This is a genomic window from Mesocryomonas lacus (assembly GCF_055730135.2).
In genome coordinates this window covers 329,313-344,322 of the sequence record NZ_JBUZWE020000003.1, presented here as the reverse complement: position 1 = coordinate 344,322, position 15,010 = coordinate 329,313, and the positions used below count along the sequence as shown (strand labels likewise).

The 15,010-nt window shown below is 67.1% G+C and carries 12 protein-coding genes; 4 read left to right on the top strand and 8 right to left on the bottom strand.

Annotated features, from left to right (window positions below; genetic code table 11):
* Positions 1-215: 215 nt before the first annotated feature.
* Positions 216-863: a helix-turn-helix domain-containing protein gene (locus ACZLZY_RS06760; RefSeq protein ID WP_472932922.1), complete on the bottom strand. Its 648-nt coding sequence runs from the start codon at positions 861-863 to the stop codon at positions 216-218.
* Between ACZLZY_RS06760 and ACZLZY_RS06755 the strand changes: the two genes are divergently transcribed.
* Positions 856-993, top strand: coding sequence for a hypothetical protein (locus tag ACZLZY_RS06755; protein ID WP_472932920.1), 138 nt, complete (start codon positions 856-858; stop codon positions 991-993). The genes ACZLZY_RS06760 and ACZLZY_RS06755 overlap by 8 nt on opposite strands.
* Before the next feature lie 73 nt (positions 994-1,066).
* On the opposite strand, the gene carA is transcribed toward ACZLZY_RS06755, so the two are convergent.
* Positions 1,067-2,242 (bottom strand): glutamine-hydrolyzing carbamoyl-phosphate synthase small subunit, encoded by a 1,176-nt coding sequence (carA, locus tag ACZLZY_RS06750; RefSeq protein WP_472932918.1) that lies wholly within the window; start codon positions 2,240-2,242, stop codon positions 1,067-1,069.
* Positions 2,243-2,559: 317 nt separating this feature from the next.
* Between carA and ACZLZY_RS06745 the strand changes: the two genes are divergently transcribed.
* Positions 2,560-3,009, top strand: a complete 450-nt coding sequence (locus ACZLZY_RS06745) for a GatB/YqeY domain-containing protein (protein WP_472932916.1) — start codon at positions 2,560-2,562, stop codon at positions 3,007-3,009.
* A gap of 67 nt (positions 3,010-3,076) precedes the next feature.
* Here ACZLZY_RS06745 and ACZLZY_RS06740 read toward each other — a convergent pair whose 3' ends face one another.
* Together ACZLZY_RS06740 and ACZLZY_RS06735 are read right to left on the bottom strand one after the other, a co-directional pair.
* The gene (locus ACZLZY_RS06740; RefSeq protein WP_472932914.1) at positions 3,077-3,799 is read right to left on the bottom strand and encodes an LrgB family protein; all 723 of its coding nucleotides are present in this window, start codon (positions 3,797-3,799) and stop codon (positions 3,077-3,079) included.
* Entirely contained in the window at positions 3,789-4,139 is a 351-nt protein-coding gene (locus ACZLZY_RS06735) for a CidA/LrgA family protein (protein WP_472932912.1), read from the bottom strand. The genes ACZLZY_RS06740 and ACZLZY_RS06735 overlap by 11 nt, the downstream gene beginning before the upstream one ends.
* Before the next feature lie 164 nt (positions 4,140-4,303).
* Between ACZLZY_RS06735 and dnaG the strand changes: the two genes are divergently transcribed.
* Together dnaG and rpoD are read left to right on the top strand one after the other, a co-directional pair.
* Positions 4,304-6,265, top strand: a complete 1,962-nt coding sequence (dnaG, locus tag ACZLZY_RS06730; RefSeq protein WP_472932910.1) for a DNA primase — start codon at positions 4,304-4,306, stop codon at positions 6,263-6,265.
* A gap of 338 nt (positions 6,266-6,603) precedes the next feature.
* A complete protein-coding gene (gene rpoD, locus ACZLZY_RS06725) occupies positions 6,604-8,580 on the top strand; it encodes an RNA polymerase sigma factor RpoD (protein WP_472932907.1) in 1,977 nt (658 codons plus the stop codon).
* An 88-nt stretch (positions 8,581-8,668) separates the two neighbouring features.
* Here rpoD and ACZLZY_RS06720 read toward each other — a convergent pair whose 3' ends face one another.
* The 4 genes from ACZLZY_RS06720 to ACZLZY_RS06705 form a co-directional block, all read right to left on the bottom strand.
* On the bottom strand, positions 8,669-9,112 hold the full coding sequence (locus ACZLZY_RS06720; protein ID WP_472932905.1) for a DoxX family protein: 444 nt from the start codon (positions 9,110-9,112) through the stop codon (positions 8,669-8,671).
* A 716-nt stretch (positions 9,113-9,828) separates the two neighbouring features.
* Positions 9,829-13,353, bottom strand: coding sequence for an urea carboxylase (gene uca, locus ACZLZY_RS06715; protein WP_472932903.1), 3,525 nt, complete (start codon positions 13,351-13,353; stop codon positions 9,829-9,831).
* A 2-nt stretch (positions 13,354-13,355) separates the two neighbouring features.
* On the bottom strand, positions 13,356-14,009 hold the full coding sequence (locus tag ACZLZY_RS06710) for an urea amidolyase associated protein UAAP2 (RefSeq protein ID WP_472932901.1): 654 nt from the start codon (positions 14,007-14,009) through the stop codon (positions 13,356-13,358).
* A gap of 10 nt (positions 14,010-14,019) precedes the next feature.
* Positions 14,020-14,850, bottom strand: a complete 831-nt coding sequence (locus ACZLZY_RS06705; protein WP_472932899.1) for an urea amidolyase associated protein UAAP1 — start codon at positions 14,848-14,850, stop codon at positions 14,020-14,022.
* Between the last annotated feature and the right edge of the window lie 160 nt (positions 14,851-15,010).

Here is a 15,010-nt window from a genome sequence, read left to right as displayed (position 1 = left end):
GCGGGTCTTTCCTCGGCGTCCAGTTTCCGCGCGAAAATACGGTCGCGCAAAACGCGACCGCTCGGGGGCTTGGAAGATTCTTCAGGCTAAGGCCGGCTTATAGGCAAAAGACGGCGGAAGCGAAAGGGCAGAAAGACAGCCGGCATCCCGAGGCGCCGCCTGCCAGGCGCTCGTGCCGATGCCGGCTGAAGATCCGCGGTTTTCCCGCGCCGGGCTCAGCCCTTGGCTGCGGGCTTTGCCGTTGTGGCCCTGGCCTTCGCCCGCGGCTTTGCCGGTGGCTTTTCCGCTTTCTCGGTCGCATCCTTCTCGGGCGCGGTTTCCGCGACCGCAGCCGGCTCGTCCGACGGTGCTTCGGCGGGTTCGATCGGCTCAGGCGGGGAAATCGTCTCGGCCATCCGGCCATCATAGGACGTGTAGCCGAGCGTCACGGCAAGGCAGGCGAGCTCGACCGTCTTCGGGATCTCGACCGGCTTGCCGTCCCGATCGCCCTTTTCATAATACTGGATGACGCGCTTCTTGAGGCCGAGCTTCTCGGCGGCGTCCTTTTGCTTCCAGCCAAGCGCCTTGCGCCAGCTCCGAAAATCTTCCGCTTGCATCTGAGCTCCCAGCCCTGTTGTCATGCCATGGCGCGGCGCAGCCGAGGGCCGCTGCCGCAGGCCTTTCCAGATGCCGGACGGGGCGACAAGCCCCAGTTCAGCGATCTCCGCTATATATGCACGAAGTGCGCCTTTATGTCCATTGACACGGCGCACGAAGTGCACATTATGGTCACTATTGCCTCTTCGCATTCCCGCATGAAGCCGTCCGCCGACCACCTGTTCCGGGCCCGGCGTATCTCTCCGTTTAGAGAAAGGCATGTCCATGCTTGTCGACATCATCCTCGCCCGAAGCGCCTATGGCGGGGATCGCGACCGCGATGATCTCCACCGCCACGCCACCTTCTATTGCGGCCTGCGGCTGTTCGTCCGCCGGCTTCTGAGGCTGCATAGATGAGGTTCATGAAAGACTGAAGGCGCCCGGGGTGACCCGAGCGCCTTCATCGTAAGCAGCGGTTTTGAGGGGCCGGTCAGGCCGCCTTGTGCGCGTCGATCAGCTCGAAGAAGCGGTTGAACAGGTAGTGCGAGTCCTGCGGGCCGGGCGAGGCCTCGGGATGGTGCTGCACGGAGAACACCGGCGCGCCCTTGACCTTGAGGCCGCAGTTCGACTGGTCGAACAGCGAGATGTGCGTCTCTTCGACCGTCTCCGGCAGCGAACCGGACTCGACCGCGAAGCCATGGTTCATCGAGACGATCTCGACCTTGCCGGTGGTGAAGTCCTTCACCGGGTGGTTGGCGCCGTGGTGGCCCTGGTGCATCTTCGAGGTCTGGCCGCCGAGCGCCAGCGCGAGCATCTGGTGGCCGAGGCAAATGCCGAACATGGGCACGCCGGTGTCGATCAGCCCTTGGATCGTCGGCACGGCGTAGACGCCGGTTGCCGCCGGATCACCCGGGCCGTTGGACAGGAAGACGCCGTCGGGCTTGTGCGCCATGACCTCTTCCACCGTCGCGGTCGGCGGCATCAGGATCACCCGCGCGCCGCGGCCGGTCATCAGGCGCAGGATGTTGCGCTTGGTGCCGTAGTCGATGGCGACGACGGTGTAGCGGGGCTCTGCCTCGCTGGCATAGCCGACGTTCCACTCCCAGGGCTTCTCCTCCCAGACCACGGACTGGCCAGTGGCGACGTCCTTGGCGAGGTCGAGGCCGACGAGGCCGGACCAGGCCTTCGCCCGCGCCTTCAGCGCCTCGACGTCGAAATTGCCGTCGGGATCATGGGCGATGACGGCGTTCGGCATTCCGTTGTCGCGGATGTGGGCGGTGAGGGCGCGGGTGTCGATGCCCGACAGCGCGATGACGCCGCGCTTCTTCAGCCAGGCATCCAGATGACCGGCCGACCGATAGTTCGAGGGCTCGGAGACCTCGGCGCGCAGGATGCAGCCGACGGCGCCATGCGCGTTCGCCGGCACCATGTCCTCGGTGTCCTCGTCGTTCGCGCCGACATTGCCGATGTGCGGGAAGGTGAAGGTGACGATCTGCTTGGCGTAGGAGGGGTCGGTCAGGATCTCCTGGTAGCCGGTGAGCGCGGTGTTGAAGCAGACCTCGCCCTCGGTCGCGCCGATGGCGCCGAGGCCGTCGCCCTCGATGACGGTGCCGTCGGCGAGGACCAGCAGCGCGGTCGGTTTGCGTTTCGTCCAGCCTTCGGTCATCGCGGTGCCCTCTCGGTGTATAGTCCTGCGGGGAAAGGCGTCCCTGCCGGGGCGGGAAAGCCGGGCAGACACGCGCGGTCGGGCGCAGGAAGAATGTGCATCCGCTGGGATATCGACCTTCCCCGCGTGAACTGCAAGTCTCTTGCGCGGGTTTCCCCGTCACTCTACATCGCGGACCGACACGCCGGCATGGCCGCAGGCGCCGGGACGCGACGCTCCGGCCGGGCTCTCCGGCCCCCCGGACGAGGCGGCGCCACGTGCCCGCGGCCGCAGCAAGAACAAGAACCAAGAACAAGAACAGAGCCGAGGAGGCCACCATGCGCGACACGATCACCAATGCCCTGAAGGACGCGATGAAGGCCGGGGACAAGACCCGCACCGGCACGCTGCGGCTCGTCAACGCCGCGATCAAGGACAAGGACATCGCCAACCGCGGCTCGGGCCGCGACGCCGCGAGCGAGGACGAGATCGTTCAGATCCTCGGCAAGATGACGAAGCAGCGCGAGGAGTCGGCCAAGATCTACGAGGACAACGCGCGTCCGGAACTCGCCGCCAAGGAGCGCGAGGAGATCGCCATCATCGCCGATTTCATGCCGCAGCAGATGGCCGAAGGCGATACCGAGGCGGCGATCGCCGCGGTTATCGCCGACATCGGCGCCGCCGGCATGAAGGACATGGGCAAGGTGATGACCGCGCTGAAGGAGCGCCATGCCGGGCAGATGGATTTCGGCAAGGCCAACGGCGTGGTCAAGCGCCTGCTGAGCTGACACGCGCCGTCGATGCTGCCGGTCGGTTCGCCCCGGCAGCATCGCCTGTGCCAGGTGTTGAGGGTTCTTAGAACAGCAGCGACCAGAGCACCGGGAGCAGGATCGCGGTGGCGAGGGCGTTGAGCCCCATGGCGAGTCCCGAGAATGCGCCGGCGATCTCGCTCTCCTGCAAGGCGCGGGCGGTGCCGATGCCGTGCGACGCCGTGCCCATGGCAAAGCCGCGGGCGATCGGGCTGCGGATGCCGCAGAGATCCAGCGCGACCGTCCCGAGCGAGGCGCCGAGAATGCCGGTGGCGATGACGAAGACGGCGGTGAGCGAGGGCACGCCGCCGAGCTTTTCGGCAATGCCCATGGCGACCGGCGCGGTGACCGATTTCGGCGCCAGCGCGATCAGGCTGACCCGGTCGACGCCGAAAGCCCAGCCGATACCGACGGCGGTGACCATGGCGGTCAGCGATCCCGTCAGCAGGCTGGCGACCACCGCGAGCGCATTTTGCCGGACGCGCTCGAACTGCCGGTAGAGCGGGATCGCCAGCGCGACCGTCGCCGGCCCCAGCAGGAAATGGATGAACTGCGCACCCTGGAAATAGGTCTGGTAGGGCGTATCGGTCGCCTCCAGCAGCGCGACGACCATGATCACCGTTAGGAGCACCGGGTTCAGCAGCGCGACGAAGCCCGAGCGGCGATAGACGGCGAAGGCGAGCTTGTAGAGCACCAGCGTCAAGGTCAGCGAGAGCAGCGGCGAGGCCGCGAGGTAGACCCAGACGTCGTGCAGCGTTTCAGTCGGCATCGCGGCGCCCCCCGGTCATCGCCCGCATGACGAGCGCGGTCACGAGGATCGTCGCGAGCGTCGAGAACAGGAGGGCCGCCCCAAGCCCGAGCGCGTTCTCCTCGAGCCGGCCGACATGCATCATGATCCCGGCGCCCGCCGGCACGAAGAGCAGCGAGAGATGCTGCAGCAGCCCGTCGCCGGCCTTGCCGATCGCGGCGGGGACCGAGCCCTTCACCACCAGGAAAAGGAACAGCAGCGCCATGCCGATGACCGGCCCCGGCAGCGGCAGGCCGAGCCCGACGGTGATCATCTCCCCGGCAAGCTGGCAGACGAAGATGGCGGTGAGGGCTGCAAGCATGGCGGATCCAAACGGGGTGAGGGCGCTACCTAACCGCCGGCGCGAGGGGAGCGCCATGCTTTTGCCGTGCTGCCGCCTGTGAATCGCGGTGACAACCCCCGGCAGACACCACATGTTGACGGTCGGCGTGGTATGGCTGCGCCTCACAAGCTTCCGAAAGACCCATGCGCTTCTCCCCGAGCTTCCTCGACGATATCCGCGACCGGGTGCCGATTTCCGACGTGATCGGTCGGCGCGTCACCTGGGACCGCAAGAAGTCGCAGCCCGGCAAGGGAGACTTCTGGGCTTGCTGCCCCTTTCACAGCGAGAAGTCGCCCTCCTTCCACTGCGAGGACCAGAAGGGCCGCTACCACTGCTTCGGCTGCGGCGTCTCGGGCGACCATTTCCGCTTCCTTGTCGAAGCCGAGGGAATGTCGTTTCCCGAGGCGGTCGAGCGGATGGCCGGCGAGGCGGGGCTGGCCTTGCCCGAAAGAGACGCCGCGGCCGAAAAGCGCGACGAGCAGCGCTCGACCATCCTTGAAGCGCTAAAACTTTCGGCCGAATTCTTCGCCGGCGTGCTGCAGGAGGCGGACGGCGCCAAGGCGCGCGCCTATCTGCGCGACCGCGGCCTCAACCCGGCGACGCAGAAGATGTTCGGCCTCGGCTACGCCCCCGACAGCCGCAACCGTCTGAAGGAGTTCCTCTCTGGGCGGGGCGTCGGCAAGGCCGAGGTCGAGGCGTCCGGAATGGTGGTGCACGGCGAGGGCATCGCCGTCTCCTACGACCGGTTCCGCGACCGGGTGATGTTTCCCATCGCCGACGCGCAGGAGCGGATCATCGCTTTCGGCGGGCGGGCGCTGTCGTCCGAGATCTCGGCGAAGTATCTGAACTCCCCAGAGACCGACGTCTTCCACAAGGGCGCGACGCTGTTCAACATCGCGCGCGCCCGCCGCGCCGCCAAGGCTGCCGGCACGCTGGTGGTGGTCGAGGGCTACATGGACACCATCGCGCTCCACCAGGCGGGGTTCGAGAACGTCGTGGCGCCGCTCGGCACGGCGCTGACCGACCGTCAGCTGGAACTGCTCTGGCGCAACGCCGCCGAGCCGATCCTCTGCTTCGACGGCGACGCCGCCGGCATCAAGGCCGCGCACCGCGCCGCCGAGCTGGCGCTGCCGCTGCTGAAGCCCGGCCGCTCGCTGCGCTTCGCGCTGCTGCCGGACGGCAAGGACCCCGACGACCTCGTGCGCGAGAACGGGCCCGAGGCGTTTCGCGAGGTGATGGCGTCGGCCCGTCCGCTCGCCGACCTTCTCTGGATGCGCGAGACCGCGGGGGGCAGCTTCGACACGCCCGAGCGGCGCGCCGATCTCGAGCACCGGCTGAAGGCGCTGGCCCGTGTCGTCGGCGACGAGAGCGTGCGGCGCCATTACCTGCAGGACGTCGAGGACCGGCTGCGCAGCTTCTTCGGATCCGGGCGCGGCTCCTCGGGCAAGGGGCAAGGCGGCGGAAATGGCGGCGAGCGGTTCGCCAAGGGGCAGCGGCAAGGCGGGGAGAATGGGCCGGGCAAGCCGGGCGGCGGCATGCGCCGGTCCGTGGTCTCCGACCGGCTGACCCGGTCGAGCCTGATGAAGCGCGCCGGGCTGCAGGATGCGGCGCTGCGCGAGGTCACCATCGTCATCGGCTTCGTCAACCATCCGCTGCTGTTCCACGAGGCCTTCGACTACTTCGCGGATCTGGAACTGCCGGCGGGCGATCTCGCCCATCTGCGCTCGGCCGTGCTCGACATTTATGCCGAGCACCATCCGACCTCGCGCGAGGAGCTGCTCTCGCACTTGCCGGCGAAGGGCGTTGGCACGATCTACGAGGCCTACCAGCAGCGGCTGCGCGAGCTCCGCCTGTGGACCGTGCTGGAGACGGCGGCGCCCGAGGATGCGCGCGAGGCGGTGCGCCAGGCGCTTCACTTGCATCACCGCTTCCGCTCCCTAAATAAGGAGCTCCGCAGCGCAGAAGAAGCACTGGGACGTCAGCCGTCTGAGACGGCCTACGCCCACGTCGTCGAGGTGAAGCGGGAAATTGACACCCTCAGCGGCACGGAGGCTCTGATCGACGGTTTCGGCATTCTGTCGGGTCGCGCGACAAAGGCCTACTAAAGAATCGCAATCTGATTCGAAAAGCGCTATGGGGCCTGTCATACCAGGGGAAAATCTGTGGTTTTGCAGGCGGGTCGGCATTGAAATGCCGGATTTCCAGCCCAGCTGCCCGCCTAGACGACTGGTTTGTAACGGTTTTACATCGTTCGAGCTTGAAATGAATGGAAGACGCGCCTTTTAACCAGGGCGTGAACAGGTTTCCCGAGACATTTGAGGGTTGCCTGTCGGTAGGGTTAAGCGAACGTTTACGGTCGGCGCCTAAGGCAAGGTACGGGAGCGCAGTCGTGCGATCCGGAGCGACCTTTGCGGGCACGGCACGCGAACTGGAGAGAAAACGCATGGCAACTAAGGTCAAAGAAAGCGAAGCGGTCGTCGAAGAGCGTCCGGAGACGCCGGACGGCCCTCTGCTCGACCTGTCCGATGATGCCGTCAAAAAGATGATCAAGGCCGCCAAGAAGCGCGGCTTTGTGACGATGGACAAGCTGAACTCGGTGCTCACCGCCGAAGACGTGACCTCGGAGCAGATCGAGGACACGATGGCCATGTTGAACGACATGGGCATCAACGTCGTCGAGGAAGAAGAGAGCGACGACGCCGAGGAGAAGGAAGAGAAGGAAGAGGGCTCGACGGAAGTCGCCGAGGCCGGTCCTTCCGCCGTCGCCACCACCACCAAGAAGGAAGCGACCGATCGTACCGACGATCCGGTCCGCATGTACCTGCGCGAGATGGGCTCGGTCGAGCTCTTGTCCCGCGAGGGCGAAATCGCCATCGCCAAGCGCATCGAGGCCGGCCGCGAGACGATGATCGCGGGGCTCTGCGAGAGCCCGCTGACCTTCCAGGCCATCATCATCTGGCGCGACGAGCTGAACGAGGGCAACATCATGTTGCGCGAGGTCATCGACCTCGAGGCGACCTATGCCGGCCCCGAGGCGAAGCTTCCGGTTGTCGCGATCCCCGAGGCCGATGCCGCCCCGGAGGCGGTTCCGGTGCCGGGCGCACCGCGTGGCGACGATGACGACGATGACGACGACGAGTTCGAGAACTCGCTGTCGCTCGCCGCGATGGAAGCCGAGATCCGCCCGCAGGTCATCGAGACCTTCGACGTCATTGCCGACAGCTACAAGCGCCTGCGCAAGTTGCAGGACCAGCAGGTCGAGAACCGGCTGGCCGCGACCGGCACGCTCTCGCCTTCCCAGGAGCGCAGCTACAAGAAGCTCAAGGAAGAGCTGATCACGGCGGTCAAGAGCCTGTCGCTCAACCAGAACCGCATCGACGCGCTGGTCGCCCAGCTCTACGACATCAACAAGCGGCTGGTGGGCAACGAGGGCAAGCTGCTGCGCCTCGCCGAAAGCTATGGCGTCAAGCGCGAGGAGTTCCTGAAGAGCTATCAGGGCTCCGAGCTCGACCCGAACTGGACCCGGCACATCGCCAACCTCGCCGGCAAAGGCTGGCTGAAGTTCGTCCAGAGCGAGAAGGACTCAATTAAGACCCTTCGGCAGGACATCCAAAACCTTGCGACCGAGACCGGCCTCGAGATCACCGAGTTCCGCCGCATCGTCCACATGGTGCAGAAGGGCGAGCGCGAGGCCCGTCAGGCGAAGAAGGAAATGGTCGAGGCGAACCTGCGCCTCGTGATTTCCATCGCCAAGAAGTACACCAACCGCGGCTTGCAGTTCCTGGATCTCATCCAGGAGGGCAATATCGGCCTGATGAAGGCCGTCGACAAATTCGAGTACCGCCGCGGCTACAAGTTTTCGACCTACGCCACTTGGTGGATCCGCCAGGCGATCACCCGCTCGATCGCCGACCAGGCGCGCACGATCCGCATCCCGGTGCACATGATCGAGACGATCAACAAGATCGTTCGCACCTCGCGCCAAATGCTGCACGAGATCGGCCGCGAGCCGACTCCGGAAGAGCTGGCCGAGAAGCTCGCCATGCCGCTCGAAAAGGTCCGTAAGGTCCTGAAGATCGCCAAGGAGCCGATCTCGCTCGAGACCCCGGTCGGCGACGAGGAAGATTCGCATCTCGGCGACTTCATCGAGGACAAGAACGCCATCCTGCCGATCGATGCGGCGATCCAGGCCAACCTGCGCGAGACCACCACGCGCGTGCTCGCCTCCCTTACGCCCCGCGAGGAGCGCGTGCTGCGCATGCGCTTCGGCATCGGCATGAACACCGACCACACGCTCGAGGAAGTCGGCCAGCAGTTCTCGGTGACACGCGAGCGCATTCGCCAGATCGAGGCCAAGGCGCTGCGCAAGCTGAAGCACCCGAGCAGGAGCCGGAAGCTGCGCTCGTTCCTCGACAGCTAAGCGCCGGCACTCGTTCCGGCCAAGTACTAAGAACAATTGTACAAAGGGCGGCCCGGAAGGGTCGCCCTTTTTTATGCAGGCGGCGCGGTCAGGCCTTGGCGTAACGCGGCGGGCTGCCAACCAGCATTGCGATGGTCTGCGGGCGCGACAGGATCGAGACCACCATCAAGCCGCCGATCAGGCTGACGTGCTCGGTGGCGAAGAAGAAATGGATCATCGCCTCCTCCCCCTGCATCGTCCAGAAGTGATGGACGATCGGGATCGTCAGGACCGTGAAGACGGCGAGCGCACCGGCGCCAAGCCAGGTCCAGCGGTTGAGGATCACCAGGAGCGACCCGCCGATCTCGACGATGATGACGGCGATGTTGAAGGCCATCGCGGGTTCGAGGCCGAAGGACGACATCTCGGCCATGCCGCCCTGAAAGTCGATCAGCTTCGACAGGCCGCCGCCCCAGAAGGCGAAGGTCAGGACGATGCGCGCAAGGACGGCGAACCAGCGCTGGGCGAGCAGATGGGCAATGGACTGCGGCATGCTGCATTCCCCCCTCGGTTGAGCCCGAAGGGTCATGCCGAACCCGATGCCTGTCAAGAATGGGCAGGCCGGAGTTTGTTTAGGGACGCACGCTCCGTGGGAACGCCTGTCGGGAAAGGAGACCGGCAGTGACGGCGGAAACTCACCGCATCATTCGCGAGAAACTCGAACTCGCGGCGCTCTATTGTAATTAGATCGATCCGGTCAGCCCGCGCGGCTGTCTCTTATCAGGGCCTCGTTTCCAGTTCTTTTGAGGGTTCGCCCGCTGGGCGCGGAGCGCCGGACGATCCCGAAGGCGCAGCCCTCTCCGCTTCGTCATCCCGGCCTTTAGCCGGGATCCATTCCCAACCGGCGGGGACAGCGCAGTGGGTGGACATTCCGGAACAGGACTGCGGATGAAACGCCGAGGAATGGATCCCGGCTAAAGGCCGGGATGACGAAGCGGAGAGGGCTGCGCCTCTCCTTAGAGGCAGTTCGTCCTCATTGTTTGTGCTATTTTATCCAGTTCGAATAAACATCCCAGAAAATTGTCTTCAACGGTGTCGTCGAGGTTTACCTCGCGCGCCATCTTCTAATCCTGATCTCTGGGCGTCCGCTTAGCGTCGTGCGCCGGCTCGGCTACGGGGCGCCGATGTCCTTCTCGATCTCGTCGTCATAGCACTCTCCCCATGGGCAGCAGAGCACCGATCAGCGGCCGCGGCCGACGGGCTGCCCCGTCACGGCACCGTCTCGACAACGGCCAGAACGTCGCCGGCCCGAAGCTGGCGGCCGGATTTCACGCGGTAGTCGACCAGCCTGCCGCGCGCGAGCGCGGGAATGGCGATCTCCATCTTCATCGATTCGAGGATCGCAATGGTGTCACCGATCTCGACCATCGCGCCGGGCTCGGCGATGAGCTTCCAGACGCTGCCGGGAACGTGCGTTGTCAGCGCGGTGCAGCCGGCGGGGAGGGCGGCGTGGTCGACATCGGCGGTGTTGGCGGGCTCGACGAAGTCGTCGATGCCGCTGTCCTTCCAGCGCTGCCGCTCGGCGTCGAACGCCTCCTGCTGGCGCGTCTTGGTGGCGCGGATTGCCGGGTCGTTCGCGGCCAGAATGGCGAGATGGTCTCGGTAGCGGAAGGCGGTCTCCTCGATGCGGACGGGATAGGCGCCATGCGGAAAGGCGGCGCGCGCCTCGGCGAGTTCCGCCCCGTCGACCGGGTGGAAGCGGATCTGGTCGAAGAAGCGCAGCAGCCAGGGGTTCTCGAAGTCGCGCGTGCGCCGCCAGGCGTTCCACATCTGGATCGTGCGGCCGAACAGCTGGTAACCGCCCGGTCCCTCCATCCCGTAGATGCACATGTAGGCGCCGCCGATGCCGACGGCGTTCTCTGGTGTCCAGGTCCGGGCGGGGTTGTGCTTCGTCGTCACCAGCCGGTGCCGCGGGTCGAGCGGCGTCGCCACTGGCGCGCCGAGATAGACGTCGCCGAGCCCCATCACGAGATAGCTGGCATCGAAGATCGTGCGCTTCACCGCGGCCTCGTCGTCGAGGCCGTTGATGCGGCGGATGAACTCGATGTTGTCGGGGCACCAGGGCGCGTTTGGCCGCACAAGCTCCTGGTACTTGCGGGCTGCCAGCTGGATCTCCGGGTCGTTCCAGGACAGCGGCAGGTGCACGATGCGGCTGGGCACCACGACGTCCTCGACCGAGGGCAGGCCCTGTTCAATTTCCGCCAGTGCGCCGAGCAGCTTTTGGCGCGACAGCGTGCCGGGATCGTAGTGGACCTGCAGCGAGCGGATGCCCGGCGTCAGGTCGATCACGCCCGGCAGGCGCATTTCCTGCAGCGCCTGCATCAGCCCGTGCGCCCGCAGCCGCAGGCCGATGTCGAGCGACATGGCGCCGTATTCGACGAGGAGATTGGCGTCGCCTTGCCGGCGGTAGACGACGTCTTCCCCGCGCGCGAGGATCGGCGAGCCGGCATCCTGCCGGGTGAGGATCGTCGGCCCGGCGACGGGATCGTCCGGCCGGGCGACCGGGCGGAAGCGGACGCTATCGCCCGGCTTCAGCTGGCCGATCTTCCAGAGGTCTTCGGCCGCGACCACCGCCGGGCAGACGAAGCCGCCGAGGCTCGGGCCGTCGGGGCCGAGGATGATCGGCGTGTCCCCGGTGAAGTCGATCGCGCCGATGGCATAGGCGTTGTCGTGGAGGTTCGAGGGATGAAGGCCGGCCTCGCCGCCGTCCGCGCGCGCCCATTCGGGCTTCGGTCCGATCAGCCGGACGCCGGTGCGGGCGCTGTTGAAGTGCACCTCGTAAGGCTCGGAGAACAGGGTGTCGATATCGCCGTCGGTAAAGAAGTCGGGTGCGCCGTGCGGCCCGGTGACGACCGCGAGATCCCAGGCATGGGTGAGCAGCGGAAGGTCGAGCGGCGCCGGCTCTGTGACCGGCGGCGTGCTGCCGAAAGCCAGGATGTCGCCGGGCGTCAGCGTCCCCGTCGCATGGCCGCCAAAGCCGCCGAGCGCGAAAGTGGCGCGGGAGCCGAAAACCTTTGGCGCGTCGAAGGCGCCGCGGACCGCGAGATAGGTCCGTTGGCCGGGCCCGGCGATGGCGCCGAGCGTCAGCGTCTCCCCGGCGGCGATCGACACCGGTTCGCCATAGGGGGCGACGCGCCCACCGACATCCGCCGGCATGGCCGCCCCCGCCAGCGCGATCACCGCGCCGGCGTGAAATCTCAGCGTCGGGCCGGAGACGGTCATCTCCAGCGCCGCGGCATCCTCGTGATTGCCGACGATGCGGTTGGCGAGACGGAAGGCGACGGCGTCCATTGGCCCGCTCGGAGGCACGCCGACATGCCACAGGCCGAGGCGGCCCGGCAGTTCCTGCAGGCTCGATTGGGCGCCCGGCAGGATCACCTCGGCCGCCGTCGGCCGGTAGGGAAACTGTCCGAGCACAGAGGTAGCGACCGCGCCATCTGCAAACATCGGACTGGCGGCGATGGCGCGGAGATAGCCGAGATTGGTCTCGATGCCGGAAATCTTGGTGGCGGCGAGTGCCGCCTGGAGAGTCGCGAGGGCGGCGGAGCGGTCGGGGCCGGTGGCGATCAGCTTGGCCAGCATCGGGTCGTAGAAGGGCGTGACGTCGCTGCCCGCCTCGATCCAGCCGTCGACCCGCACGCCCGGCATGTCCGGAAACGCCACCTCGGTCAGCCGGCCGGCGCTGGGGCGGAACCCTTGCAGCGCGCTCTCGGCATAGATCCGCACCTCGATCGCGGCACCCCTCGGGATCACCTGCGGCCGCCCGGCCAGCATGTCCTCGCCGGCGGCCTGGCGGATCATCCATTCGACGAGGTCGATGCCGGTCACCGCCTCGGTGACGGGGTGCTCGACCTGCAGCCGCGAGTTCACCTCGAGAAAGGCGAAGTCGCCGCGGGCGACGTCGTAGACGAACTCGACCGTGCCGGCGGACTCGTAGGAGACACTTTGACCGAGCGCCACGGCGGCGTCGGCCAGCGCCCGGCGCACTGCATCGGAAATGCCGGGCGCCGGCGTTTCCTCCACCACCTTCTGGTGCCGGCGCTGCAGCGAGCAGTCGCGCTCGCCGAGCGCCATCACCCCGCCGCGTCCATTGCCGAAGATCTGCACCTCGATGTGCCGGGCCTCGGCGACGAAGCGCTCGAGATAGACCCGCGCATCGCCGAAACTCTGCCGGGCCATGCGCTGCACGACTTCGAACTTCTCCGCCAGTTCGGCCGCATCGAAGCAAAGCTGCATGCCGATGCCGCCGCCGCCGGCGGTGGATTTCAGCATCACGGGAAAGCCGATGCGTTCGGCCGCCGCCAAGGCCGCCGCGACATCGCCGAGAAGGCCCGAACCCGGCAGCAGCGGCACGCCGGAGGCTTCCGCCAGCGCGCGCGCCGTGTGCTTCAGGCCGAAGGCCTCGAGGTGCTCCGGCCGCGGGCCGATGAAGGCAATGCCTTCCGCCGCCAGCGCCCGGGCAAACCCGGCATTCTCGGACAGGAAGCCGTAGCCGGGATGCACCGCGTCCGCGCCGGTCCGGCGGCAGGCGTCGAGGATGCGCTCGGTGAGGAGATAGCTCTCCGCCGCCGGCGCCGGGCCGATCACCACGTGCTCGTCGGCCTCCAGCACCGCGCGGTGGAAGCGGTCGGCCTCTGACGCGACGGCGACCGAGGCGATGCCCATCTTCCGCAACGTGAGCGCGACGCGGCCGACGATCTCACCTCGGTTGGCGATGAGGACCTTTCGGAACATGCTCAAAACCCCGGCGCCGGCAGGATCTGCACACGGATCGGCGTCGGATGGAAACCGTTGCAGGGATTGTTGACCTGTGGGCAGTTCGAGATGATGCAGAGGACGTCCATCGCCGCCACCATCTCCACCGTGCCGCCCGGCTCCGAGATCCCGTCGGCGATGACGAGGTCGCCGCTCGGCGAAATAGGGACGTTCATGAAGAAGTTGATGTTCGGCACGACGTCGCGCTTGGTCATGCCGTAGCGCGAGACCTCGAGGATGAAGTTCTCGCGGCAGGCGTGCAGGAACTTCGTCTCGTGGCCGAAGCGGGCGGTGTTGGACTCGCAGGAGCAGGCGCCCGCCGAGGTGTCGTGCCGGCCGCAGCTGTCGGCGGTGACGGTCAGCATCACCCGGCCCTCATTGGAGAGGAGGCGCGTTCCGGTGCCGACATAGGCCACACCTTGCGCCCGGATCGTGTCCTGCGCGCTGTAGCGCTCGGCATGGTCGTCGGCGCGGTAGAACAGGGTGTCGATCGCCTGCTGTCCTTCCGAATCGATCAGCCGCAGCGTCTCGCCGCGGCGCACGATCCCCGACCAGGGGGCGCGGGCGGCGACGACCTGGTCGAGCCGGGGGAGGGAGGCGGCATGCGCCGGCGAACCGTCGAAAAGCGTGGTCATGGCGATCCCTTCAGACGGCGAGGTAGCGGGTGGTGTTCTCGAAACCGCGGGCAGCTTCTGCGGAGGCGGTGCGGCAAAGGTCGGTCGCAGAATCGACCGCGGGCCGGCGGAACCGCACAAGATCGACCGCGCCCGGCGCATAGGTAGGGGAGGGATCGAGCGGGTGCGGCGCTGCCGAGACGACGACGAGGAGATCCATCTCGGCGCGGAGGTCGACGAACGCCCCGGCGGTCTTCGCGCTGCCATTCCAGGCAACGGCCCCCGTCGCGTCGGCCACCGAGACCGGCGAGAAAAAGCTGATGCAAGGCGCGATGTCGCGGCGCGACAGGCCGAGCTTCAGCGCGCCCTGGATGAAGTTGTCGCGGCTGTTGCGGAAAGCGCCGGGCCCGTACTGCGCGAGGGTCGAGGCGGCGTTCGAGCCGCCGACGAGGGCGTCGTGCGCGCCGGACGTGTCCTCGACGATCGACAGCAGCACGCGGCCCATGTCGGAGAAGATCACGCGGCCCTTCTGCAGCCGCGCGGTCCACTGGATCTTCAGCGTGTCGGCGTGGTTCAGCCGTTCCGAGGGATCGGCGGCGTTCCAGGCGAGCAGCGCGGCCGCGCCGGTGCCCTCGACGTCGACCAGCCGCAGCGTTTCGCCGCGTTTCAGGATCGATGTCGTGTACCAGCCGCCGGGAATGGTCTCGGTGGCGATGGTCGCCGCCGGATCGATCGCCGCCGCCCCGAGGGCGGTCGGCGATGGCAGTGCCTGGGGAGAGGCTCCGGTTCCGGCCGCCTTCAGCGCGTCGTAGCGGCGGCGGTGCGCGTCCATTTCGGCGCGGTCCTGTGGCGTAAGATCCATCGCGTGATCCTTCAGGCTGGCGTTTGGTAAAGGGGAGCGCGGTCGGCGCAACAGCCGCGACGATCCCGCGGCGGGACGGCGACGGCGGGCGCGGCGAATGACGCGACGGCCGTCGGGGCGCGGCCGGGCGGCATGGCGGAAGGGAGGAGGGGCGCAGTCT